This window comes from Liberiplasma polymorphum, from assembly GCF_043951795.1.
GTDB lineage: Bacteria > Bacillota_I > Bacilli_A > Izemoplasmatales > Izemoplasmataceae > Liberiplasma > Liberiplasma polymorphum.
Genome location: NZ_JBIOAG010000002.1, coordinates 22,839 through 45,275, shown reverse-complemented (window position 1 = coordinate 45,275; position 22,437 = coordinate 22,839). Strand labels below are relative to the sequence as shown.

The window sequence follows — 22,437 nt, the reverse complement described above, 5'->3', positions numbered from 1 at the left end:
AGATGCACGATGAAAGTGTTTATATTAAAAAGTTTGGAAGAACCAAGATAAAAAAATACTCGCAGTTTTTCACACCATACGAATTAGCTTCCTCAATGACTAAGTGGGTGTTAGAAAAGAATCCAAAAAAAATACTTGATCCAGCAGTAGGAAATGGAATTTTTTTAGCAAATGTTTCTGATAATATCGAAAAATTTGGTTATGAAATAGATTCAGAGATAATACAACATTTTAAAGAAAAAAATAATATAAATTATACACTACACATAAAGGATTATTTGAGAAATGATTGGGTTGATAAATACGATGGTATTGTATGTAATCCACCTTATAACAAGTTTCAAGCGCTAGAAGATAGAGAGCCAGTATTTGATAGTTTTCGCAAAATTATTGATTCAAAAATTACTGGTTATACAAACCAGTATTCACTTTTTTTATTAAAATCATTATATCAACTAAATGATAATGGAAGAATGGCTTATATTGTACCTGCTGAATTTATGAATGCAGGTTACGGAGAAATTATTAAAAGAAACTTATTAAAGAGTAAAAGTTTAAAGGGAATTATATTGTTTTCTCATAGTGTTAAGGTATTTTCAGAAGCGACTACAACTGTTTGTATAATTCTCATTGATAAAAGTAATGTTAATGAAGTAAGTTTTTCAGTCGTTAATAGTCTAGAGGAGTTAGAAAAATGCGACTTTAATCTGAACTTAGTATTAGAAAACGGTAAACACCTAGTTTTAGATGAGCTTGATCCTAAAGATAAATGGCTTATTAAGTTCAATAGTGAAGAAATATTGGAGTATAATACAACAGTTTTTTCTGATTATGCTAAGGCGAAGAGAGGTATTGCGACTGGAGATAATGATTTTTTTGTTTTCAGTAAATCTAAATTAAATGTTCACACTTTAAGTAAAGATAGCATGATTCCATGTATAACTAAGTCACAAGATGTTAAAGGATGTATTTTTTCTCCTAACACTTTTAAGTCACTTAAGAATCTGGATAAAAACGTTTATTTATTTGATGGGACGTTAGTAAAAACTAAGTATGTTGATGAATACATTAAGTATGGTGAAGATAAAGGATCTAATTTAAAATATTTGACAAAAAAGCGTTCTCCGTGGTATAAAATAGAAAATCGTAATCCAGCACCTATCTGGATAAATGTTTTTAGTAGAGACAAGTTAAAGGTTATTCGTAACTTAACTGAAACTAAAAACTTGACAACTTTTCATGGCATTTATTTAAATAAAGAAAAATCTAGTTTAACAAACATATTGTTTTTGTATTTGCTCACTCCAATTGGACAAGAGATTCTATATAGAAACAAAAGAGAATATGGGAATGGTTTAGATAAATTTGAACCAGGCGATATAAATAAAGCTGAAGTCCTTAAGTTAGATGATATTAACGTGATTGATCGAATGAGGTTAGAAGAATTATATGAAGATATTAAGGCTAACGAATCAAATGATTTCATTATTAATAAGTTGATAAGTAAAGCTGATAATGTTTTTAGAAATTATCTATAATTGATTAACAAATAAGCTTCAAATTTTTGATTATGTAAGCTAAAATAACTATAAACGTAAAAAGAGTCATTGACTCTTTTTTTGTATATTAGAAGCTCAATAATAAAAATAAAGAGTACGTATTTTTTAAAAATAAAACTATGGCATAATAAAATTAAAAATCTAGTTTTATTGAAATTGAAACTAAAAAAAGAAAAAGTTAAATTAGTTGGAAAGTTGTTATAGTTTCTTGAAATGAAACAACAAATAGTAACTACTCAATTGTTTTAGTGAATTCTAAATCTCAAATATTTATTGATTATTCCGATTTCAACTAATAACTTGATAGCGCCAATTATTAAGCAAGTATTGCCAAGTATATATTAAGTGATACAGCCAAAGCGGCTATATAGGGCTTAAATCGTGCTTAGTGCAGGTAGACAAAAATTGACTTTTTAAGTAGACTAAAAGTACGATGGAGTACTGGCTTTCAAGCGTATTCACTTAAAAAATGATTTTACCGCTTAATTTAGGCATTAAACGCTGAAACCTAGGAGTAAAAGGGTCTGATTTTTGGATCCTTTTTCTTTTGCAAAAATACATGTAGTGCTCAACTAGTAAATAACTTCAGTTTTTGGCAAAAAAATGAAGGTTTAGGAGTTGAAAATGGCATGCCAAAGTTGTTAGATACATATCAAGAATGGCTTAGAGACGACGTTTTGGAAGATAAACTCAAAACGATACAGGAACTTACTAGTAAGAGAGTCAGTCAGGCCGAAATTTGCCGTGTTTTAGGGGTCTCTGAGCGCACTTTGATAAAACTCAAAAAAACACACCCAAGATTGAACCAAGCGTTTCTTTTTGGCAATGATGATCTAAAGTATAAATTAATCGACGCTTTATTCTTAAAAGCGACCGGTTATGAGTTTGAGGAAATACAAACAACTATAGAGGAAAGTAAAGCTGGAACGAAAAAGAAAATCGTTAAAACTAAGAAGAAGGTTGCGCCAGACTATAACTCTATTGTTTATTTATTAACCAAGAAGTTTGGTAAGGAGTATCATCCAAGATATGAGGATTTTGAGTATCGTTTAGAAAAACTAGAAAACGCACAGGAGACATGGTCCAATGAAAATCGTGATGATCAAAGTAACACAACTGAATCCGTATCAGAAAAATCCAAGGCATAATGACACAGCAGTTGATGCTGTTGCATCAAGTATAAAAGAGTTCGGATTTAAAGTACCGATAGTGATCACACACGATCATGTGATTGTAGCAGGCCATACAAGGCTCAAAGCTGCCCAAAAAATCGGCCTTACAGAGGTTCCTTGTATTATTGCGGATGATTTAAGCGAAGACCAGATAAAAGCCTTTAGGTTGGCAGATAACAAGACCAGTGAGCTTGCAACGTGGGACTTTGAGATGTTAGAGAGTGAACTGCTTAATATTGACATGGATATGCTTCAGTTTGGTTTTGAAGAATTAGAGGCGGCCCTTCCAGAAGGTAGTATTGATGATGACTTTGAAGAGGAAGTTCCTGAAGTACCATTCTCACAACCAGGAGACATTTATCTATTAGGAAATCACAGGTTAATGTGTGGTGATTCCACAAAGGCAGAAGATGTCGCAAAGTTACTTGATCAGCAGAAGGCTGATATGATCTTTACCGATCCACCTTATAATGTCGATTATGAAGGAACCGCTGGAAAAATTAAAAATGACAAAATGGAAGACGACTCGTTCTTCCAATTTTTATATAGTGCTTTCACGAATATGTTTGAAAATATCAAACCTGGTGGTGCAATCTATGTTTGCCATGCAGATACAGAAGGGATTAACTTTAGAGTCGCGTTTAAAAACGCAGGTTTTAAACTCGCTGAGTGTTTAATTTGGGTTAAGAATGCATTAGTGCTTGGTCGACAAGACTATCACTGGCGCCATGAACCCATTCTATATGGGTGGAAAGAAGGCGCAGCGCATTACTTTATCGATGATAGAACTCAAGACACCATCTGGGAGTACAACAAGCCATCTAAGAACGGGGAACATCCAACGATGAAACCTTTAGAGCTAGTTGGGAAAGCCATTGCTAACTCTTCAAGACGTGGTGAGCTTATTCTAGATTTGTTTGGTGGCTCTGGATCCACAATGATCGCCTCTGATCAACTTGATCGTAAGTCAGCCCTCATGGAACTTGATGAACGTTTTATTGATGTCATTGTAAAACGCTATATAAGACATAAAGAAAGCAACGAGAATTGCTTCTTACTTCGTGATGGAAAGAAGTATCCACTCAGTCAGCTTGAGCTGTTTGAAAATAACTCACTATAGTGTCGAATTAGCTTGCTATTAGTTGCCTTTAGAGTGATATATGGTAGTAACCAAAAAGGCAAAGGAGATAACTTAAATGGAAAACATGAAGCTAACAGAATGGATTAACCGATTTAATGCAAAAGAGTTTGAAAGCAAAGATGTCACGACACAAATCAAGGCCGGTTGGTACGATTGGTTTTGTAAAGACACAAGCTTAGCTAACAAAACAAAGGTCATAGGAAACATTATCAAACAGATTAAATCAGGTGGAAAAGTTGACCTTGAAACGAGCTATGTATGGTTCAAGAATAACTGCCCGCTCGGTGGACCACTGTATGACGATTTTAGAATTGCAGACTTAGAAAGTGGAAACAACCTCTTTGTTATCCAAATCAACTGTGTGTGGAATGAAGAACGTTACACTGTTTATGAAAGACTGGATGGATTCCAAAAACCTGTGTTTAAAAGCAACTCATCAAGAGAGCTTGTTAAATGGTTTAATGAAGGGTGGGCTAAACATGTTTAAAGAATACAATGCGCATCCTAAAGGAATTAAAACAACTGATTGTGTTGTGAGGGCAATAGCAACAGCAACTAATACAGACTACATGGAATGTAGACGCGAGTTAAACCAAAAGAAGCGAGAGCTTGGATTTTCTAGCTATAAAGACACAAAGTTTTTATATAAATATTTTGAAGGTTATCCTCGACTGATTTTTAAACCAGTTAAAGGTGAACCAAGACTTAAAGGGTCTGGATTTACACAGATCCACCCTAAAGGTAAATACATTTTGAAAATGGCTGGCCATATTGCAGCATGTGTTGATGGTGTCATACTCGATACATGGGACTGCACGTATCGCTCAGTCTATACAGCATGGAAGGTGGGGTAAAAGATGAAAGCAATGTTTGTGTTTAAACCGACTGAGGAAGAGTTGATTCCTCAAGATGCATATGTAATCGAAAAGACAATTACACTAAGTGTTGATGAGTTTGATGAGTTTGTAGAAGATCCACTAAAAGACTATGAGTTCATTAAAGAAAACATCGATTTAATGTATCATGCGAATAAAACGCACCACTGCATATTGGTAACAAGTGAAGACCATGACTTTGGCATTCTCGTTCAAAGCGAAGGTTATCATTACGCACGATACGCAGCATACTTAAAGAAATAAACCCATGAATTGAAGGAGCTATTGATAGGCTCCTTTTTTCGTATTTTAGAAAGTGAGTGATTTTACATGAAAATTATATCAAGTGAGTCGGTGTTCAAAGGTCATCCTGATAAAGTCTGTGACCAAATAAGTGACGCTATTTTAGATGCTATCTTAGCACAAGATAGAAAGGCAAGAGTTGCAGTTGAAACAGCTATCAAAGATGATCTTATAGTGATCTTTGGGGAAGTAACTACAACAGCTGTCGTAAGCTACTCTAAGATTGCCAAAGAAGTGATGAAGCAAATCGGTTATCAAGAGATCTATCGAGTGCTAGAAAACATATCAGTACAATCTCCGGACATCGCTCTAGGTGTTGATAAAGAAGATCAGGGTGCTGGTGACCAAGGCATGATGTATGGCTTTGCATGTGATGAGTCTGAAAACCTTATGCCAATACCGATTCATCTTGCGCATGAAATTTCTAAACGTATCGATAGCTTGCGTGAGCTTCGCTATGGTGACTTGTTAGGTCCTGATGGTAAGTGTCAAGTATCTGTTGTATACGATGATTTTGATAGGCCCATTAAAGTAGATACCATTGTAATCTCAACTCAAACGAAACCAGATGCTTGTATCGGATTAGTAAAACGAGTCTTGTACAAAGAAGTATTAGAACCAATCCTAGGCATTAACATTATGGAGACAAACGTACTGATTAATCCAACCGGTAAATTTGAAATTGGTGGTTCATTTGCGGACGCTGGGTTAACTGGTCGTAAGATAATCGTTGATACTTATGGCGGTTATTCTAAGCATGGCGGTGGTGCCTTTTCTGGCAAGGACTCAAGCAAAGTAGACCGCAGTGCGGCTTATTACGCTAGGTACGTAGCAAAAGCCGTTGTAGCGGCAGATTTGGCCGGTAAGTGCGAAATTGGTGTCTCTTACTCCATAGGAATAGCAGATCCTGTTTCAATTAGCCTTGATACCTTTGGAACTGGAATCATACCTGACAGTGAAATTCTTACCTTAGTTAAAAAGGTGTTTAACTTTAAACCTGCAAACATTAGAAAAGAACTGAAACTTAATGAAGGTTTATTTAAGTATCAGTCCTTAGCGAGTTATGGCCATATGGGTAGAAACGATCTAAACATTCCATGGGAACAGGTAGATGGAAAAGTTCAGGAGTTAGAGCGAGCGTATGAAGAAGCCGAAGGTAATACATAATTTTTATAAATCTAATGCTTGGTATCTTGCAAGAACAATTAAAGTGAACAGCACAGACGGCAAGTGTGAACGATGTGGTGCAATAGGTGAGGAAGTTCATCACATCATTCGTTTAACACCAGGTAATGTCAAAGACTATAATATTAGCTTAAACCAAGAAAACTTGGAGTTGCTTTGTAAGACTTGTCACAACAAAGAGCATATGAGGTTCAACAAGAAACAACAGTTTGATTCCGATGGGAACCTAATAAACTCAAATTAGCCTAGTTTATAGCGGTGGTATTTGCTATAATTTAAACTAAGAGGTGAAGCAGATGAAAAATAGTAAAAATGGAATTGATTTAAAAAAAATAGTCGCGATTATATTGTTTTTTTATGTTGTATCTATAGCCATCGTATTATTCATAGTAAATAGATTAAACTATGATGATTTTGATACAATTGTTGTTCTTAACTTTTTAGCTTTATTGATAGCACTAACTTCACCTATTATTGTAGTCTCTATAAGCAATAAGGTGGAGTCCCTAAATTACCTTAAAAAAGAGTATTTAGAAATGCACTATGAACTAAGCAAAGAATTTCATAAGTCAAACCCGTTTGATAGATACATAGATTACGAAGAAGCTTTTCTAATGGTTCAGCATGGTAGTTTTTCATTTGATCCAAGAATTCACAAAGTCTTGATAAGCTTAGATGATGATGAAATAAGAAATAGAGTTATACTTCTGGAAAAAAGCATAAGAAAATATTCAAATCGAATACGTGCAGCATTTATATCTGCTAGAAAAAGTGGTTTTGAGGATGCAGACTACATCCTGACTGATAAATACCTTGATATATTTACTGTAATAAATGAAGTTAATGGAGAAACAGAGCTTACGAGAGAAATGATACTCGAAAAAATAGGAAGCAATGCAGATTACATAGATCAGTTAATAGAGATTGTGTCAGAGTATAAAAAAATAATTGTTGAACTTAATGGTATATATGACTGTATTAAACTAAAATTTAAGGTTAACTACTTATTCTAATTTAGCAAAGTGATAGAATGATATAGCAATATGATGCATTCATGTATCATAACTTTGGAGGTGTAAATATGAATCTAAATATGTCTGAGTATTGTCAATATTTAAAAGCTTTAACCCAATTATCCGAACTCCATAAAGAACTCTTTAAGGAAGATAAAAATGTTGTAACTCCAGGATTAATCTCAGAATCAATTGTAAAATACCTATTAGAACTAGATGCTTCAAACGATGGTGAAAAAAGATTTGATGCTATGAAAATTACAGACGGGTTACCTGTTTATTATGAAATTAAGGCAACTTCTTCAGCAGCTGGAACAACTACAATAAATATTAGTTCTAGGCCTGATGTTTTAGTATGGGTTTACTTTGATTATGAGAAACAAGAAATAGTACTTAGTGAACTGTCTAACTTTAATTCAATCGATTCAATAGAGACATTATTTAACGAAGAAGCGTTAACCCGAATAAGAAAAGATATTTTTAAGAAAGATAATGTAGTTGAAAAAAATAGGGTTTCAATAACATTGAAAAACGTAAATTGGGATTCAACAAAGAAATATAATATGGATGACTTAAAGGAAATTAACTAATCACCCCCCGGATGTTCAGTTAAAACTATTGCTGGGGTACCGCACGAGGGGACCATTAAAATACGGGAAGCGTTTATTTTGGAAATCCGAAAAAAGGGTGTGAGATTATTACTTCACTAGATGAGCAAATTAAGTTTTTAAAAGATTCTTTTGGTTATAAACCAGATGTAAGTGGTGTTTTTTACTATGATGAAACAAATATATTTCATAAGTTAAAGATAAATTCAAATGGCGCAAACAATGATTTAAGTAAACAAAGTTTTTTTGTACTTGGTGGAATCCATATAAAAAAATCTGAAAATAACACTAGAGAACTAATTGATAAATTAAAGCCACAAAAAAATATGAAAGAGTTTAAGTTTTCATATTTTTCTAGAGGTAATTCAGATTTAGCAAAAATCCTTGCATCCAATAGGCTTTTAACGCTCATGAAATGGATTGATCAAAATGAAATTGCAATCCATTTTACTATTTTGGATTATTTATATTTTGGTATATCTGATATAATTGACTCCCTTCCTAATGCTAAAGAAACCTACTTGTTTAATCGTCAAATGAAAGATGAATTATATCAAGTAATAAAACCAAATATAAATGAGTTCTTTGAGTTGTTTTTCAACTTTGATTATCCTAATATTTCAAAAGAAAAAAGGGTTGATTTCTTAACCGAGATATATAATGCGTACATGAGCAAAGTCAAGTATGATAATTTTGATGTACATGATTTTCCTAAAGAACTTTTAAGACAAATGATTAAATCAGCGATGTCTGAACCAGAGTTGGTTTTTCTACATGACAATGAGCCACATGTTCTATTTTCAGCTTATGCAAGTATATACATAGACAGACCAGTAAGGTTTCCTAATGCAAAACACGTTTTTGATGAGGTTAGCGACGTTAAAGAGCAGCTAAAGGAATGGGATAGTGAGTATGAGAAAAAATTAAACTGTCAATTTGTAAACTCAAAATCAGAACTTTTCGTACAGTTATCAGATGTTGTAGTAAGCTTAATATCTAGACTTTCGTTTCAGATCTTACACTTAAATTACAATGATATTATAAGCTTTATTTCAAAATTGGAAGATGATCAAAAAAATGTGTTAAGGTTACTTTTTAAAAGTATTAACAGAGGTGTATACGTATCTGATTTTTATAATCAAAGCATCGCATCAAATTCGTTTCTAGAGAAACAAGCATTTCTTGTTAATGTATTGGGTAAAGCAAATATACAATACTAGAAAAGTCACTAATTTGTGGCTTTTTTACTTGCTAATTTAAGCATGATAAGTGATATATAGTACTAAGAAAGAAGGTGCTTTATTGACTAAAGTTGGAGATAGAATTAAAATTGTTTATATGAAAGATGATGAACACTATAACGATAGAGAAGGCATTATTGAGTTTATAGATTCAAAAAACCAGTTACATGGAACTTGGGGAAGTTTAGCGGTGATTCCAGAGGTTGATACATACAAGGTTATTGGGCGGGTTAATGATGATACATAACAAGTCCATAGAAAACGAGTATAATTGCTTAAAAAATCTGTTCAGTTCTATAGAAGAAAATAAAAGCAAGCTTGTTGATAACCTCATTCAACAAGCTGCTTTTATGAAAGTTGAACTCGAAAAATTACAAAGCCAGATTTTAAAACATGGTGCAGTACAAATATCCTCTAAGGGTGCACAAAGGCAAACCGAAGCTGCTAAATATTACACCAAGCTTGTGAACTCTTATGGCACTGTCATTAAGACGCTTAACTCTATATTAGCGAAAACCGTCGATGATGATGACGACGAGTTTGATGCATTTATTAAGCGAGCCATAGATTAATGAATTATCTGTTAGAGTATTACCAAAAAATAAAAGCTGGTGAGATACTTGTTGGCCAGGAGCTTAAAAGTGTGCTTAATGATCTCATAGCTGATCTGGATAATCCCAGATATACATTTGATGAGAAACCTGGTAGTTTGCGCATCGACTTCATTGAAACATTTTGTAAACACACAAAGAGTCCATTCAACGGTATGCCATTTATCTTGGAGCTATGGGAAAAAGCAATCCTTCAAGCGGCTTATGGTTTTAAAATGGCAGATACCGGTTTAAGAAGATTTAATGAAGTTATTCTACTTATTGCTCGTAAAAATGGAAAGACGACGTTTATTGCAGGAATAGATTTAGCAGAATTCTTTCTTTCACAGGGCGGTGTTGATATTGTATGTGCTTCAAATACTACAGAACAAGCGAACATCCTGTTTGAGGAAATTAATAATATGCGCGAGCAATCCAAGTCACTTTCAAACGAGAAAAGAAGCAAGAAAAACATCTTCTTTATCTACTCACCTAAAACCAAAAACAAAATAAAGAAACTATCAGCTCAAAGTAGAAATAAAGACGGATACAATATAGAAGTAGGTTGTATCGATGAAGTACATGAAATGACTGACTCAAAAGTTTATGATGCAATCAAGCAGAGCCAATCAACAAAAAAAGAACCACTTATATTTATCATAACCACCGAAGGGACAACCGTTGGTGGTTTTTTAGATAACAAACTCGATTACTCTAGACGAATGATTAAGAAAGAAATTAAAGACGAGCGTGTGCTTCCTTGGCTTTATACACAAGACTCAATACGGGAAATTTATGACGATCCAGCAACAAGGCAAAAGAGTAATCCAAGTCTAGGTACGGTTAAACTAGAATCTTACCTGGATGATTTAATGAATAAATCCATGAATGACCTATCAACAAGAGTAACGATGCTGTGTAAAGACTACAATATAAAGCAAGTTGACCAAGGTTCATGGTTAACATTTGAAGAACTTAACAATGAAACATTGTATAAACTTGATGATTTAAGAGACTCATACGCGATTGGTGGTGTGGATTTATCCTCAACCACTGACTTAACAGCCGCAGTATTATTGATACAGGATAAAGATACAGGCCGTAAGTTTGTTATTCCGCATTTTTTTATGCCACAAGAAGTCTTAAACAAGCGCATTGAAGAAGATAATGTACCTTATGATATTTGGGTTAAAAAAGGCTTTATTACATTAACCAATGGGAGTCAGAACGATTTTTCATTAGTCACAAAGTGGTTCCTTAAAATGATTAGGGAGTATGGTATAAGGCCACTATGGATAGGATATGATCCTTGGAACTCTGCTTATTGGGTTAAAGAAATGGAAGAATCAGGATTCAACATGGAAAAAATTAGACAAGGGATTTACACCTTGTCAGAACCAATGAAACAGCTAGAAGCAGATTTAAAAAACAACATCATAAATTACAATAATAATCCTATCTTAAAGTGGTGTTTATCAAACACTCAGGCTAAGGTGGATTTAAATGGGAACATTCAACCCTCTAAACTAGGAAGTAAGTATAAACGAATTGATGGAACAGTCGCTCTTATCATTGCTTATGCAGTTTTAAATCGATATAAAATTGATTATGAAAACATGTTATAATTGAATTATCGTTTTGAAGGGGTGACTAATTATGATTTCATTAACTAATATACTGGGTATAAGAGATTCTGACATTAAGAGCTATAAAGTTCATTTTGCGATAGGTAAAAAACATAATCCAATGGATGAATACTTGCTAGGCAAGTTTAAGGAATACCAAGAAATTCAAACTCGACCTAACTTTAAAAGAAAGTATATCATTTCATTAATTTATAGTTCAAAATCTGTTTGGATGTTTGCTGGTGTTTACGAGGTTTTGGGAACGCCAACATCTGATAATAATAGCAATGAATACAAGTATGCTACAAAACTTATAGATGTCCAAACAGACTTGATTGGGAGGTTATATTTCAAATATGATAAAGCTTTTCGACAATCCTATCCTAACCTAGAAACAATCTTAAAGAAAAGTGATGAGCATTTACCAATAGAAGTGCTTAAACTTGAAGAATTTAAACATACCATTAGAGACTTTCCTGGTTTCGATAATGTGAAAGTTAGTTATGAAGTACTGAAAACTATTGTTGAACAGGATATTTCGTCTTGGAAGGCTACCTTGTCTAAAGCAAAAGGCATATACTTAATTGTTGACTCGAAAACTGGAAAGCATTATGTTGGTAGTGCTTCGGGAGATGAAGCTATATGGAATCGCTGGGTAGATTATGTTAAAAACGGACATGGGGGAAATAAAGGTTTAAAAGATGTTATTGAAGTTAAAGGCTTGTTATATGCCCACAACTTCCAGTTTTCAATATTAGAGATTAGTAATTTGAATACCAGTGATTTATATATATATGAGCGTGAGTCTCATTGGAAAGACGTCTTGCTATCAAGAGAATTTGGACTAAATCATAATTAAATTAATCTAAAGTCTGTAGATCGAACTCTACAAGACTTTTTTCTTTAGAAAGAAGGTGAACAGTGGGCATTTTTACTAGAAAGAAAAAAACAGGATCCACAGATTTATTTACACTATCCAGCAGCTCAAACAGTATGTTTATACCATTCGGTTCAAACATATCAAAAAGCGATGTGGTAAAAATCTGCATCGATAGAGTTGCCAGTCAGTGCGCTAAGTTAAAACCAAGATACATTAAAAACGCTGCTGATAATACGATCACAGAGAAGAAAGGCACGATCGCCTTTCTCTTGAAACACAAACCAAATCCGCTCATGACACCGTATCAATTCATCTATAAAACTGTGACATTGTTGTTGAAAAACGACAATGTTTTTATTTACCCGATGTTTGATAAGCGTACACATGAATTAAAAGCGCTCTATCCTTTGCGGCCAATCATTGTTGAGCCGATTCTTGACAGTTTAAATAGCACTTACTTAAAGTTTACGTTTGAAGATGACCGCGACTTCACATTGCCTTATGAGAATGTGATTCATTTAAAACGCTTTTATGGTTCAAATGACATCTTCGGTGGTAGTGGATCCAGCGGTGATCATGAGGCGTTACTCAAAACTATCAAGATAAATGATAATGTCCTTCAAGGTATCGATAACGCTATCAAGAGTTCGCTTCAGATAAAAGGGTTACTCAAAATGAATGGTATGTTGTCGGATAAAGATAAATCAAGACAAAAAGATGCCTTTGATGAAGCCTTAAACGATGCTATAAATCAAAAAGGTAGTTCTATCGTCCCTGTTGATTTAAAGGCAGATTACATTCCGATCCAAGTTGATCCTAAACTTATCGATAAAAACACCTTAGAGTTTTTACAGTCTAAGATACTTGATTACTTTGGTGTTTCAGTACCTATTTTCACAAACAAATATACAGAAGATGAGTTCAACTCATTTTATGAGTCCACGATTGAGCCTTTAGCTATTCAACTTAGCGAGGCTTTTTCTTTGGGCTTACTTACTGATAATGAGCTCTCAAAAGGCGAAGAAATTATCTTTTATAGTGAACGTCTTCAGTATGCATCCTGGAACACAAAAGTAACCGCCATTGAAAAACTGATGGGACTAGGCATTATGTCACTAAATGAGTCGCGAGCATTACTAGGATTAGAGCCGGTTGAGAATGGTCATAAACGCTTGCAGTCATTAAATTATGTTGACGCTGATAAAGCGAATATCTATCAAATAGGAGAGGAGCCAAAGAAAAATGAAAGTAACGATTAATGGAAAAGTAAATCCTGAAGCTCTAAAAGTTAGTTTAAATGAGCAAAAGCAAAAGTGTAAAGCAATCGATGAGTTCTGCAAAGAAAACAAAATGTCACAGCTCTTTTATAAAGACAGTGAACTTGAGTATGAATATGAAAAATCCAATGTCAAACTAAAGGTGGAAACAAGACATGGCTAAACTTAAAGAAACAAGACTAGCAGAAGTTAACTTTCAAGAAGCAGAAGACGGTGTCATGACCTTAGAAGGTTATGCCATCGTTTTTAATCAAGAAACGCTAATCGGTGATGAAGACTATGGTTTCATTGAAGAAGTTGACGCACGTGCATTAACTGAATCAGTTATCAAAGACGTACCCATGAAGTATAACCACATGGATAATTTTTTAATTATCGCAAGAACGAAAAACAACTCATTACAACTGTCGATTGACGAAATCGGTCTTAAAGTAAGAGCTGAACTCTTAGACACCAATACCAATCAAGACATCTATAAAATGGTTAGAAGTGGATTGCTTGATAAGATGAGCTTTGCGTTTACGGTTGATGAGCAAGAGTGGAATTATGAAGGAAAAATCCCTAAAAGAAAAATCACAAAGATTAATCGTTTGTATGATGTGTCGGTCGTGGATACACCGGCTTATGATCAAACGAGTATCTATGCACGATCTTTAGAGTCTATGGAGTTAGAACTAAAGGCCATGGAGTTGGTTAAAACGCAAGAGCAAATCGATGTGGTTAAACGAAAAATCAAAATAAAAACACACTATTAAAGGAGCTAAATCAGATGAATTTAGAGAAAAGAAAAAAAGAGATTGAACTACGTCTTAAAGAAATCAGAAATCTTGTAGAAAAAGAAACAAGTCTAGAGACTTTAGATGCGTTTGAAAAAGAAAGTGATACCCTTCAAGAAGAACGCATGGTCATCGAAAGAAAAATGAGTCTTGCGTCAAAAGTCGAGTTTAACCCAGTCATCATTGAAACAAAATCAACTGAAGCAAAAGAAATGTTAGAGCTTCGTGGTAAAAGTCTTAAAGAAAGTCGCGTTATTCAAGTATCAAGTGCTGAAGTATTGCTTCCAGAACATACGGCTAAAGCAATTGCACCATATCCTTATGCACAAGTTTCAAGCCTTGTTGACAAAGTTAAAGTGGTTAATCTTACAGGCGGTGAAACATACAAGAAATCGTTTGTTAAGTCTAATGGTGTTGCAGGACTTACAGAAGAAGGAAAACCTTACAGTGAAACCGAGCCTGAATTTGGCTATGTAACGGTCACCAAAACGAAAATCACTGCGTACACTGAAATCACTGAAGAACTTGAGAAACTTCCGGATTTACCGTATCAAGCAGAAGTCCTAAGAAATATCAACATTTCACTTAAAAAGAAAATCTCACAGCAAATCCTTCATGGTCAAGGTTCATCTAACACATTTACCGGTATCTTTAGTGAAAACGCACTTGCTTTAGCTGATGCATCGCCTTTAGAGATTACAACAATTACTGATAGCACACTTGATGATATCATTTTTGCTTATGGTGGCGATGAGGATATTGAAGGTGGCGCAGTCTTAATCCTAAACAAAAATGACTTACGTGCTTTTGCAGGCCTTAAAACGAATGAAGGTCGCAAAGTACACTCCATTGATTACATTAATCAAACCATTGATGGTATCCCTTATATTATCAACTCAAATTGTAAAGCTTTAGCGGATACTAATACAGCAGATGGCGATTACTGTATGGCTTATGGTGCACTTCAAAACTATGAAGTCCCAGTGTTCTCGCCAGTTGAGATTGGTAAATCAACGGATTACAAATTTAAAGACGGCATTATCTGTTATAAAGCTTCAGTGTTTACAGGTGGTAACGTTGTCGGTTATAACGGATTTTTAAGAATTAAGAAAAAAGCTGCGTAGATAAGGAGTGATTTTGGTGTTGTTAGAAACGGTCAAGAAAGCATTGTTGATTCCGATTGGTGAGCAATATGCTGATAGCGAGTTAAATGCTTATATAGAGGCATGCAAAGAACTAATCATTAGCACTGGAGTAGATCCATCATTAGTCAATGAAAGTAATAAGACTGTCGAAACTCTGGTTGTCATTTATTGCAAGACGTTTTATGGCTTCAAGAACGACGGGAGTGTCAAAGAGCTACCTAAGGCTTTTGAGATGTTGCTAAGACAACTGATATTATCGAAAGGCGGTATAGTCAGTGTTTCCTAACTCACCAAACACACGGTTGCGATTACTCCAAACAAACTATGTAAGTGATGGTATTGGGCAAAAACAGCTTGTAATAACGAACTCTAAAGAGGTCATCGGGATTAATTTCTCAGTGACCTCTTTAGAGTTTTATGAAAGTAAAAGTTTAAACACGAAAGTCGATCTGGCACTTAAAGTTCAAAGCATTTTATATGATGGTAGCAAGCATGCAATGATTGGTGATGTTGTCTATAAAATCGAAAGAACATACCTTAAAGGTCAGTTCATCGAACTGTACCTTGTAGAGACAAAGATTAAAGAAGGCGATCTCATTGGCCACACTGGATAAGCTATCAAATGAAATTATGGATATCATTAATGAATACTCAAATGAGGTAAAAAAAGAACTTGAGTCATTACTTGATAAAACAGCAACAAAGGTGCTTGATTATGTGATTAAAAACGCACCTCGAAGTGGTAGAAGAAATGCCATGGCTGATACGTTCACAACAGCAACGTTAGGTGAAGGTATTAATAAGACGGTTGTTATTTACTCTAAAACAAAAGGACGCATGATTCATTTTATCGAGTTTGGGTTTAAACATAGAAACGGCAAGTTTATCCCTGCACGTGCGTTTATGAGACCTGCTTTTGATAGGTTCACACCAGAAATGCTAGATGAAATAAAAAAGATAATTGAGCGAGGCACATCATGAAAAAAGTCATTAAAAAACTTTATAACGCATTAAAAGAAATCACTGAGTGTGATGTGTTTTATGGAACAAACAACTCAGTGAAAAACCCTAGTGATAAAGTACCTTTTATTGTTTATCAAGAGCTTTATAGAAACACCATTTTTTATGGAGACAACCAATCATTATTAAGAAGCATTACCTTTCAAGTGACACTTGTGACTGAAAGCAAAGATTTAGATATTGAAGAGAAACTTGAAAAAAAGCTTACGGATAATGATTATCGTTATACACTGCTTTCTGAGTTTGTAAGTCCTGAAGGCAGCATTACAAGAAACTATGAAATCAAACAGGAGGTAAACGTATGAGCAATATAGTAACATTTGGTTTAACGAATGTTCATTACAGTATGGCAACAGTCGGTGAAGGTAATGCGTGGACATTTTCTCAACCAAAAAGACTGATTGGTGCACAAGAAATAACAACGGAAGCAATCGGTGGATCCACACAAGTGTATGCGGATGATAAGGTTATCGCAACACTCATTGGAAATGCAGGTACCACTGTAACACTTAAGTTCTCAGAAATTGATGATGCGTTTAAAAAGGATGTCTTTGGTTTTAAAACAGATGCCCATGGTAATTTAGTCGAAGTCATCAATAATGAGACAAAAACTTTTGCATTGGGTTATGAAATACAAGGTGATATCCATGCACGACGTATATGGTATTTCTTGTGTACAGCAACACCAATTGCAGATGGAAGTAAAACGAAAGCTGACTCGATTGAAGCAAACGCAATCACTCTCAATATTACTGCACGTCCGATCGAAAGTGGAAACGACCTAATCATGAGAACGATTAGTTATCCAGTGAATGATAACTATCAAAGTTTTTTAACTAGTACACCGGTTATTCCAAATTTAACGGTAGGAACGTAATATGGAAAAAGTCATAAAATTAGGAGGTAATGAAGTCAAACTTCATTCCTCCTTATTTACCATTATTGAATATAAAAATGTGTTTGGCAGTGAGCTGTTTTCAGATATTAAAAAACTAGAAACAGTTAAGAGTGGCCAAGAAGAAGATTTCTCGTTAATCATCGGAACGATTTTTAAGATTATCTACATTTTACACCGACCATTTAGTAAAAACACGTATGACGAATTCTTAATGGCACTCGATTTTAGTGTCTTAACTAATCATGATGAGTTAGAAGCACTTACTTCCACAATCACTTTAATGCTTGGGACATTAGGAGACAGTAAAACTTCCCCACAGTTCAAATAGAGCCAGTTCAAAAGTAAGTGTAACATCATCTGTGATCTTTAATCTGGCTCACCTTAATCTATCGATTGAGGATTCCAAGTACATTGATTTAGAGACCTACTTTGAACTGATAGAACTTGAAGTAGAAACATTCTCTAAATCAGATGTTAGGTATGGTTCACAAGTAGATATTGATAGATTTTTTCTTTAATGCTATAATTTTTACATAATGACAAGGGGTGGGATAAGAATGAAGGTATATTTTAGAGACCTAAACAATTATGCAAGTAGTTTTGAAGATTTAGAAATGCATTTTTTGAAGTTCAAGGAGAAAGATTGGAAAGATCATAAAAGTGCGAAATCATTAAGCCGATATGTTCATACTGATTTATTTAAAAAGGATTTTACTAGTTACTTACTAGAGAACTTTAATGCAAACTTTAAAAATGACAGTAAGATTTTTATTGAAAAATTGACAAAATTTGATGAGGCTCTAAGTGGTTCAAGGGATCATGATTTATGTAGCAATGATTTGTTAATTGATAATGAAGGCATGACATTATGCATTGAGGCTAAAGTTAATGAGGAATTTTCTGCGCTCAACTCAGTTCAATATTTAAAAGCATTAAGCGCTAAACTAGATAATCCATGCAGTAAATTTATTGATAGAATTTGCAGCTTGTTCTTCATTTTTTCGAGTACCAACAGCAGTAGATTAAATAAAGAAAAATGGGGAGATTTTTTGAATCTTAGATATCAACTATTTACAGGTTTAGCTGGGACAATTGCAGAGGCAAAAAGAAATAATTCCGGTACTGCTCTCTTTCTGGTTTTATCATTTAAGACTGAACATACAGATGAAAAAAAACAAGTTAAAAATAAGCAAGATTATCTCAATTTCCTAGACTTCTTAGGAATTGATAAAACTGCAAAGCCACCATACAAGTTGAATCTTAACCTAAAAAGTGAAGAGAAATTTGAAGTCTTTTATGCAGAAAACGATATGGATATTTATATTGACTATCTTTCAATTGATGATAAGGATTTTGAATAAGATTAGTTTGTGCCTTTTTATGGATTAACCAGTTTATCCATTTGAAAATAAATAAAAAAAGAACGTATGCATTTATAATTTTTTCAGATGCAACTGAGGTTTTTCGCAACCTTATTAAGTTAGAATTAAATTAAAGTAAACTAATTTTTTAAAGAAAAACAAACTGCCGTTACAGACAGTTTGTTTTTCTTTTAGGTTATTTTCGCAAATATTCTATTAATCTCGTTAAAAATGTTATCCATCTTAAACGGATTTCTCATTTGATGTGTACCTAAAACATTAAAACCAGATTCTTTCAACTTCTCAGCGAGAAGTTTTTCAATTGTAGATACATAGTCTCGTGAATGTATGTGTTCTTCTTTAGTATTAGGAAAACCAAAGTATGGACCGAATGCATAAAAATGATAATCACAATCTTCAAGGGATAGGTCGTTTTTAATCATATTTGTCTTAAGCGCATTGCTATTTTTATTGTCACCAAAATGCGCAAACAGTCTCTTTAGAGGACTACCGACTTGAAATTCTTTATTGTCACCTGTTCTACCGATGTAGTAGAACAGCTGATTTTCTCTTGTTGTTATTTTATAACAATAGATCCAAAATCCTTTATTTAATAACACACCATTAAAATTAAATTCGTAATCGTTCATATATATTCACCTCTTTTTCATTATAGCCGTGGAGCGCGGGTTGGACAACCCCCATGTTAAACGTAGGAGGCACAACATGGCAGAAACAATCAAAGGTATAAATATAAAACTTGGCCTTGATGGTAAGGATTTAGACCAAGATCTAAAGGACATTAATTCAAATCTTAAGGAACAACAAAAAGACTTAAACGCCATTAACAAAAACCTAAGATACGATTCTGGTAACTTGGACCTCTGGAAGGATAAGCAATCAAAACTTAATGGCGTATTAGAAGATACAAAGAAGAAGCTAGTTAATCAAAACGCACAGCTAGAACAAGCAAAAGAAGCCGTTAAGATAGGTGCGATGAGTGAAAGTGAGTATAACAAACTTAAACGTAGCGCATCGTATACTGAAACAGAAATCGCAAGACTGAATAACGAGTTAACAAGGACACAATCAAAAATTAAAGAGTTAGGTAACGCAAAGTTTGATAACTTAGCTAAACTTGGTGGAACCTTAACTAAAAGCATAACTGCACCTGTTTTGGGTGCTGTGACTGCATTAAGTGCCCTTGCAGTAAAGTCGGCGTACACTGCCGACACCATTGGCGACACCGCTACAAAACTCGGGCTTAGTGCTGAGAACTTACAAGAATGGAACCACACTGCCAAAATCATGGGAAGTTCCACAGAAAGCCTAAATAAGGCGTTTATAAAAGTCAACGGTATCCTTGGTGAAATCGCTACTGGTAATGGTGATAAAGTTGCGGATAGCTTAGCGCAAATTGGGCTTACAGTTGACGACTTAAAAGGTAAAAACACTGATGAGGCATTTGAAGTTATAAGAGAAGCCTTGGCGGGTGTAGAAGATGCCAGTTTAAGAGTAGGCGTTGCTAATAAGTTCTTTGGTGAAAAAATCGGAACGGAACTTATCCCGGTTTTATCAAGTGAAAAAGATACTATTAAGGATTTACGTGAAGAAGCTAGAAGACTGGGGATTGTCACAAACGAACAAGCAGAAATAGCTGGTGAGTTCACAGATGCCTTAGATAGAACGAAACAAGCATTCTCAAGTTTAATGATTGATCTCGCCATGACTGTCATGCCAACGCTTAATAAGCTTATTGAATCCGTGCGAGATGGTGTTATCCCTACATTAAAAGGATGGATAGAAGCTTGGCAAAATCTAGATGGAACAACCAAAAAGATAGTGTTAACCTTAGTCGGTCTAGCTGCTGCAGCTGGACCTGTTTTATCTATTATTGGTAAATTCGGCCCCATTATAAAAACAGCAACAATAGCCTTTAAAGCACTCGGCGTCAGCGGCTTTTTTGCTGGTGCAGGGATTAACTTTGCAACTCTTGGTATTGGTGCGCTGGCTGCAATTGTGGCCATGGCATTACTATCTAATGAAGCGTTTAGAGCAACCCTCATGCGACTCGCTGAAGCATTTATGCAATTGTTAGAACCTATTATGGATATTGTGATGATACTCATGGATGCATTAAAACCTATATTTGACATTGTGATTGATTTAATCATGATGCTAATCGACTTATTGATGCCGCTAATAAACATTATCTTAGAGCCATTGCTCATGCAAATAGAACTATGGGCATCACTCTTTCAAACCTTAGCACCGCTTATTCAGCTTGTAGGAAATATTCTCCAAGCCATACTGGTTCCAGCACTTAAACTCATTCAAAAAGCACTTGAACCTATTTTATGGTTAATCGAGAAGATACTTGGGCTCATAGAGACGTTGTTTGGTTGGGTCGGTGGGCTCACTTCAAAAATGAAAGATGTCGGTGGATCATTTGGTGATCTTACTGGTGGTGTACTTGATAATTTATCTGGATTTACCTCAAACTTAACAGAGGGTATTAGTGGTTTTGTTGGTTCAGCTATTGAAGGCGTAACCGGAACAGTATCATCTATTGCAGAAGGGATAAATGGTGCATTAGGTGGTGCTAAGGATTTCATTGGTAATGTATCAGAAAACATGAGTGGTTTTGTAACTGGGACAATGGGCAAAATATCCGAAGTGTTAGGCGTTAATTTTAGTGGTGTTACTAACTTTGCAAATAAGGTTGGTGATGGACTAAAGGACGCTGCAAACGCTGTAGGTGGTTTTTTTGGTAAAGTTGGAGGCCTCTTTTCAAGTCAAGGCAACCTTAAAAAAGAACAGATAAACCATAATACCTCAAACGCAAACTCAAGTAGTGCCACAACCAACCACGTCACCGTTAACACAACCTCACCAACCTTTGATATTGAATCTATAAACAAAGCATTAGGAGGCAGCTACTTATGATAAGAAAACTTTATCTGCTTAATGAGAAAGGTGTCTCCTTTATGTTTGATTACACGACACAAGTGTTAATCAGCGAACTCGATGGTTTAGGGTTTAGCCATGACATAAGTTACTTAAAGTATGGGAACTACTATTTTAGTGTTGATAAAGAACATCCATTAACGAAAGTTACTGCAAGGCTAACCTTCTTAAATGGCTATAAAGGGTATACTAACTTACTTGATTACTTAAAAGGAAGTCAATCATTAGAACTACACTATTTCGCAAATGGCACCAAATATTGTTACATTGAGATTGAATCAATAGATAAAAAAGAGTTGATTGCAGGGACACTTCAAAGTTTAGTCACATTCGATAAACTCTCTCCATGGTTAAGGAAATCAACATTGTTGATTGACTTAGAAGAAAACACGCAAGGTAAGATTTATCCACACACTTATCCGCATAACTATTCAGTAACATTTGAGGGGAAAACAACACTCAATAATAGCGGAAATTATAAAGCTTTTATTCGTGTTGAGATAAGTGGTGCAGTCACTAATCCTGAGATTAATATTTATCAAAACAGTAAGATTGTTACATCCATGAAACTCAACGTAGAAAGTGAATTCTGTGAAATCACTGTGGATCCAAACCCCATGCAACAAGTTATAGAAATGACAGAAAATGGACTAACAAGAAACATTTATCAAGAGCAAGATTTTACAAAAGATAATTTTCTGAAGGTTGATCCTGGGTTATTTGAAATTGAATTTAAACCAGGTGTTTCAGAGTCAACATTATGTAGAGTCATTTTGACTGAAGTTTTTACAGGGCATTAAC

30 protein-coding genes are annotated in these 22,437 nt (G+C 34.5%); 29 read left to right on the top strand and 1 reads right to left on the bottom strand.

The window, feature by feature from the left end:
* Nucleotides 1-2: 2 nt before the first annotated feature.
* The 27 genes from ACHAJD_RS00765 to ACHAJD_RS00635 all read left to right on the top strand — a co-directional run bounded on the left by ACHAJD_RS00765 (nucleotide 3) and on the right by ACHAJD_RS00635 (nucleotide 18,669).
* Nucleotides 3-1,538 carry an HsdM family class I SAM-dependent methyltransferase gene (locus ACHAJD_RS00765; RefSeq protein ID WP_435583936.1) on the top strand — a complete coding sequence of 512 codons (1,536 nt, stop codon included), beginning with the start codon at nucleotides 3-5 and terminating at the stop codon, nucleotides 1,536-1,538.
* Between the two features lie 650 nt (nucleotides 1,539-2,188).
* Nucleotides 2,189-2,707: a hypothetical protein gene (locus ACHAJD_RS00760; RefSeq protein ID WP_435583935.1), complete on the top strand. Its 519-nt coding sequence runs from the start codon at nucleotides 2,189-2,191 to the stop codon at nucleotides 2,705-2,707.
* Nucleotides 2,646-3,851, top strand: coding sequence for a DNA modification methylase (locus ACHAJD_RS00755; RefSeq protein ID WP_435583934.1), 1,206 nt, complete (start codon nucleotides 2,646-2,648; stop codon nucleotides 3,849-3,851). Before ACHAJD_RS00760 ends, ACHAJD_RS00755 begins: the two co-directional genes overlap by 62 nt.
* Before the next feature lie 76 nt (nucleotides 3,852-3,927).
* Complete coding sequence (locus tag ACHAJD_RS00750) at nucleotides 3,928-4,359, top strand: hypothetical protein (RefSeq protein WP_435583933.1); 432 nt, start codon at nucleotides 3,928-3,930, stop codon at nucleotides 4,357-4,359.
* Nucleotides 4,352-4,726: a hypothetical protein gene (locus ACHAJD_RS00745; protein ID WP_435583932.1), complete on the top strand. Its 375-nt coding sequence runs from the start codon at nucleotides 4,352-4,354 to the stop codon at nucleotides 4,724-4,726. The genes ACHAJD_RS00750 and ACHAJD_RS00745 overlap by 8 nt, the downstream gene beginning before the upstream one ends.
* Nucleotides 4,727-4,729: 3 nt before the next feature.
* Nucleotides 4,730-5,011, top strand: a complete 282-nt coding sequence (locus ACHAJD_RS00740) for a DUF6329 domain-containing protein (RefSeq protein WP_435583931.1) — start codon at nucleotides 4,730-4,732, stop codon at nucleotides 5,009-5,011.
* Nucleotides 5,012-5,077: 66 nt separating this feature from the next.
* The gene (gene metK, locus ACHAJD_RS00735) at nucleotides 5,078-6,217 is read left to right on the top strand and encodes a methionine adenosyltransferase (protein ID WP_435583930.1); all 1,140 of its coding nucleotides are present in this window, start codon (nucleotides 5,078-5,080) and stop codon (nucleotides 6,215-6,217) included.
* Nucleotides 6,192-6,479 (top strand): HNH endonuclease, encoded by a 288-nt coding sequence (locus ACHAJD_RS00730; RefSeq protein WP_435583929.1) that lies wholly within the window; start codon nucleotides 6,192-6,194, stop codon nucleotides 6,477-6,479. Before metK ends, ACHAJD_RS00730 begins: the two co-directional genes overlap by 26 nt.
* A gap of 52 nt (nucleotides 6,480-6,531) precedes the next feature.
* Complete coding sequence (locus ACHAJD_RS00725; protein WP_435583928.1) at nucleotides 6,532-7,248, top strand: hypothetical protein; 717 nt, start codon at nucleotides 6,532-6,534, stop codon at nucleotides 7,246-7,248.
* Nucleotides 7,249-7,316: 68 nt separating this feature from the next.
* Nucleotides 7,317-7,838 carry a hypothetical protein gene (locus tag ACHAJD_RS00720; RefSeq protein ID WP_435583927.1) on the top strand — a complete coding sequence of 174 codons (522 nt, stop codon included), beginning with the start codon at nucleotides 7,317-7,319 and terminating at the stop codon, nucleotides 7,836-7,838.
* A gap of 104 nt (nucleotides 7,839-7,942) precedes the next feature.
* On the top strand, nucleotides 7,943-9,076 hold the full coding sequence (locus ACHAJD_RS00715; RefSeq protein ID WP_435583986.1) for a DUF3800 domain-containing protein: 1,134 nt from the start codon (nucleotides 7,943-7,945) through the stop codon (nucleotides 9,074-9,076).
* Nucleotides 9,077-9,158: 82 nt separating this feature from the next.
* Nucleotides 9,159-9,344, top strand: coding sequence for a DUF4314 domain-containing protein (locus ACHAJD_RS00710; RefSeq protein WP_435583926.1), 186 nt, complete (start codon nucleotides 9,159-9,161; stop codon nucleotides 9,342-9,344).
* Nucleotides 9,345-9,447: 103 nt separating this feature from the next.
* Nucleotides 9,448-9,669: a hypothetical protein gene (locus ACHAJD_RS00705; RefSeq protein ID WP_435583925.1), complete on the top strand. Its 222-nt coding sequence runs from the start codon at nucleotides 9,448-9,450 to the stop codon at nucleotides 9,667-9,669.
* A complete protein-coding gene (locus ACHAJD_RS00700) occupies nucleotides 9,669-11,312 on the top strand; it encodes a terminase large subunit (protein ID WP_435583924.1) in 1,644 nt (547 codons plus the stop codon). Before ACHAJD_RS00705 ends, ACHAJD_RS00700 begins: the two co-directional genes overlap by 1 nt.
* Nucleotides 11,313-11,343: 31 nt before the next feature.
* Complete coding sequence (locus ACHAJD_RS00695; protein ID WP_435583923.1) at nucleotides 11,344-12,171, top strand: GIY-YIG nuclease family protein; 828 nt, start codon at nucleotides 11,344-11,346, stop codon at nucleotides 12,169-12,171.
* A 62-nt stretch (nucleotides 12,172-12,233) separates the two neighbouring features.
* The gene (locus tag ACHAJD_RS00690; protein WP_435583922.1) at nucleotides 12,234-13,451 is read left to right on the top strand and encodes a phage portal protein; all 1,218 of its coding nucleotides are present in this window, start codon (nucleotides 12,234-12,236) and stop codon (nucleotides 13,449-13,451) included.
* Nucleotides 13,435-13,632: a hypothetical protein gene (locus ACHAJD_RS00685; RefSeq protein WP_435583921.1), complete on the top strand. Its 198-nt coding sequence runs from the start codon at nucleotides 13,435-13,437 to the stop codon at nucleotides 13,630-13,632. The genes ACHAJD_RS00690 and ACHAJD_RS00685 overlap by 17 nt, the downstream gene beginning before the upstream one ends.
* Nucleotides 13,625-14,224 carry an HK97 family phage prohead protease gene (locus ACHAJD_RS00680; protein WP_435583920.1) on the top strand — a complete coding sequence of 200 codons (600 nt, stop codon included), beginning with the start codon at nucleotides 13,625-13,627 and terminating at the stop codon, nucleotides 14,222-14,224. Before ACHAJD_RS00685 ends, ACHAJD_RS00680 begins: the two co-directional genes overlap by 8 nt.
* Nucleotides 14,225-14,238: 14 nt before the next feature.
* Entirely contained in the window at nucleotides 14,239-15,369 is a 1,131-nt protein-coding gene (locus ACHAJD_RS00675) for a phage major capsid protein (protein ID WP_435583919.1), read from the top strand.
* Between the two features lie 16 nt (nucleotides 15,370-15,385).
* Nucleotides 15,386-15,676: a phage head-tail connector protein gene (locus tag ACHAJD_RS00670; RefSeq protein ID WP_435583918.1), complete on the top strand. Its 291-nt coding sequence runs from the start codon at nucleotides 15,386-15,388 to the stop codon at nucleotides 15,674-15,676.
* On the top strand, nucleotides 15,666-16,004 hold the full coding sequence (locus ACHAJD_RS00665; protein WP_435583917.1) for a hypothetical protein: 339 nt from the start codon (nucleotides 15,666-15,668) through the stop codon (nucleotides 16,002-16,004). The genes ACHAJD_RS00670 and ACHAJD_RS00665 overlap by 11 nt, the downstream gene beginning before the upstream one ends.
* Nucleotides 15,988-16,371 carry an HK97 gp10 family phage protein gene (locus ACHAJD_RS00660; RefSeq protein WP_435583916.1) on the top strand — a complete coding sequence of 128 codons (384 nt, stop codon included), beginning with the start codon at nucleotides 15,988-15,990 and terminating at the stop codon, nucleotides 16,369-16,371. The genes ACHAJD_RS00665 and ACHAJD_RS00660 overlap by 17 nt, the downstream gene beginning before the upstream one ends.
* Nucleotides 16,368-16,715, top strand: coding sequence for a hypothetical protein (locus tag ACHAJD_RS00655; RefSeq protein WP_435583915.1), 348 nt, complete (start codon nucleotides 16,368-16,370; stop codon nucleotides 16,713-16,715). The genes ACHAJD_RS00660 and ACHAJD_RS00655 overlap by 4 nt, the downstream gene beginning before the upstream one ends.
* Nucleotides 16,712-17,287 (top strand): major tail protein, encoded by a 576-nt coding sequence (locus tag ACHAJD_RS00650; RefSeq protein ID WP_435583914.1) that lies wholly within the window; start codon nucleotides 16,712-16,714, stop codon nucleotides 17,285-17,287. The genes ACHAJD_RS00655 and ACHAJD_RS00650 overlap by 4 nt, the downstream gene beginning before the upstream one ends.
* Before the next feature lies 1 nt (nucleotide 17,288).
* Nucleotides 17,289-17,636 carry a hypothetical protein gene (locus ACHAJD_RS00645; protein ID WP_435583913.1) on the top strand — a complete coding sequence of 116 codons (348 nt, stop codon included), beginning with the start codon at nucleotides 17,289-17,291 and terminating at the stop codon, nucleotides 17,634-17,636.
* 31 nt (nucleotides 17,637-17,667) lie between these two features.
* Nucleotides 17,668-17,826 (top strand): hypothetical protein, encoded by a 159-nt coding sequence (locus ACHAJD_RS00640; protein ID WP_435583912.1) that lies wholly within the window; start codon nucleotides 17,668-17,670, stop codon nucleotides 17,824-17,826.
* A 39-nt stretch (nucleotides 17,827-17,865) separates the two neighbouring features.
* Nucleotides 17,866-18,669: a DUF6946 family protein gene (locus ACHAJD_RS00635; protein ID WP_435583911.1), complete on the top strand. Its 804-nt coding sequence runs from the start codon at nucleotides 17,866-17,868 to the stop codon at nucleotides 18,667-18,669.
* 191 nt (nucleotides 18,670-18,860) lie between these two features.
* On the opposite strand, the gene ACHAJD_RS00630 is transcribed toward ACHAJD_RS00635, so the two are convergent.
* On the bottom strand, nucleotides 18,861-19,319 hold the full coding sequence (locus tag ACHAJD_RS00630) for a hypothetical protein (RefSeq protein WP_435583910.1): 459 nt from the start codon (nucleotides 19,317-19,319) through the stop codon (nucleotides 18,861-18,863).
* A gap of 76 nt (nucleotides 19,320-19,395) precedes the next feature.
* Between ACHAJD_RS00630 and ACHAJD_RS00625 the strand changes: the two genes are divergently transcribed.
* Both ACHAJD_RS00625 and ACHAJD_RS00620 read left to right on the top strand, forming a co-directional pair.
* Nucleotides 19,396-21,615, top strand: a complete 2,220-nt coding sequence (locus ACHAJD_RS00625; RefSeq protein WP_435583909.1) for a phage tail tape measure protein — start codon at nucleotides 19,396-19,398, stop codon at nucleotides 21,613-21,615.
* A complete protein-coding gene (locus ACHAJD_RS00620; RefSeq protein WP_435583908.1) occupies nucleotides 21,612-22,436 on the top strand; it encodes a phage distal tail protein domain-containing protein in 825 nt (274 codons plus the stop codon). The genes ACHAJD_RS00625 and ACHAJD_RS00620 overlap by 4 nt, the downstream gene beginning before the upstream one ends.
* The last annotated feature ends 1 nt before the right edge of the window (nucleotide 22,437 follow it).

What these genes read in the sequence shown, in the direction of transcription:
- ACHAJD_RS00730 (WP_435583929.1), top strand. Translation starts at nt 6,192, where the DNA reads ATGAAGAAGCCGAAGGTAATACATAATTTTTATAAATCTAATGCTTGG.
- ACHAJD_RS00760 (WP_435583935.1), top strand. Translation starts at nt 2,189, where the DNA reads ATGCCAAAGTTGTTAGATACATATCAAGAATGGCTTAGAGACGACGTT.
- ACHAJD_RS00675 (WP_435583919.1), top strand. Translation starts at nt 14,239, where the DNA reads ATGAATTTAGAGAAAAGAAAAAAAGAGATTGAACTACGTCTTAAAGAA.
- ACHAJD_RS00745 (WP_435583932.1), top strand. Translation starts at nt 4,352, where the DNA reads ATGTTTAAAGAATACAATGCGCATCCTAAAGGAATTAAAACAACTGAT.
- ACHAJD_RS00705 (WP_435583925.1), top strand. Translation starts at nt 9,448, where the DNA reads ATGAAAGTTGAACTCGAAAAATTACAAAGCCAGATTTTAAAACATGGT.
- metK (WP_435583930.1), top strand. Translation starts at nt 5,078, where the DNA reads ATGAAAATTATATCAAGTGAGTCGGTGTTCAAAGGTCATCCTGATAAA.
- ACHAJD_RS00755 (WP_435583934.1), top strand. Translation starts at nt 2,646, where the DNA reads ATGAAAATCGTGATGATCAAAGTAACACAACTGAATCCGTATCAGAAA.
- ACHAJD_RS00645 (WP_435583913.1), top strand. Translation starts at nt 17,289, where the DNA reads ATGGAAAAAGTCATAAAATTAGGAGGTAATGAAGTCAAACTTCATTCC.
- ACHAJD_RS00680 (WP_435583920.1), top strand. Translation starts at nt 13,625, where the DNA reads ATGGCTAAACTTAAAGAAACAAGACTAGCAGAAGTTAACTTTCAAGAA.
- ACHAJD_RS00630 (WP_435583910.1), bottom strand. Translation starts at nt 19,319, where the DNA reads ATGAACGATTACGAATTTAATTTTAATGGTGTGTTATTAAATAAAGGA.
- ACHAJD_RS00635 (WP_435583911.1), top strand. Translation starts at nt 17,866, where the DNA reads ATGAAGGTATATTTTAGAGACCTAAACAATTATGCAAGTAGTTTTGAA.
- ACHAJD_RS00765 (WP_435583936.1), top strand. Translation starts at nt 3, where the DNA reads ATGCACGATGAAAGTGTTTATATTAAAAAGTTTGGAAGAACCAAGATA.
- ACHAJD_RS00620 (WP_435583908.1), top strand. Translation starts at nt 21,612, where the DNA reads ATGATAAGAAAACTTTATCTGCTTAATGAGAAAGGTGTCTCCTTTATG.
- ACHAJD_RS00695 (WP_435583923.1), top strand. Translation starts at nt 11,344, where the DNA reads ATGATTTCATTAACTAATATACTGGGTATAAGAGATTCTGACATTAAG.
- ACHAJD_RS00725 (WP_435583928.1), top strand. Translation starts at nt 6,532, where the DNA reads ATGAAAAATAGTAAAAATGGAATTGATTTAAAAAAAATAGTCGCGATT.
- ACHAJD_RS00685 (WP_435583921.1), top strand. Translation starts at nt 13,435, where the DNA reads ATGAAAGTAACGATTAATGGAAAAGTAAATCCTGAAGCTCTAAAAGTT.
- ACHAJD_RS00700 (WP_435583924.1), top strand. Translation starts at nt 9,669, where the DNA reads ATGAATTATCTGTTAGAGTATTACCAAAAAATAAAAGCTGGTGAGATA.
- ACHAJD_RS00740 (WP_435583931.1), top strand. Translation starts at nt 4,730, where the DNA reads ATGAAAGCAATGTTTGTGTTTAAACCGACTGAGGAAGAGTTGATTCCT.
- ACHAJD_RS00720 (WP_435583927.1), top strand. Translation starts at nt 7,317, where the DNA reads ATGAATCTAAATATGTCTGAGTATTGTCAATATTTAAAAGCTTTAACC.
- ACHAJD_RS00625 (WP_435583909.1), top strand. Translation starts at nt 19,396, where the DNA reads ATGGCAGAAACAATCAAAGGTATAAATATAAAACTTGGCCTTGATGGT.
- ACHAJD_RS00750 (WP_435583933.1), top strand. Translation starts at nt 3,928, where the DNA reads ATGGAAAACATGAAGCTAACAGAATGGATTAACCGATTTAATGCAAAA.
- ACHAJD_RS00655 (WP_435583915.1), top strand. Translation starts at nt 16,368, where the DNA reads ATGAAAAAAGTCATTAAAAAACTTTATAACGCATTAAAAGAAATCACT.
- ACHAJD_RS00650 (WP_435583914.1), top strand. Translation starts at nt 16,712, where the DNA reads ATGAGCAATATAGTAACATTTGGTTTAACGAATGTTCATTACAGTATG.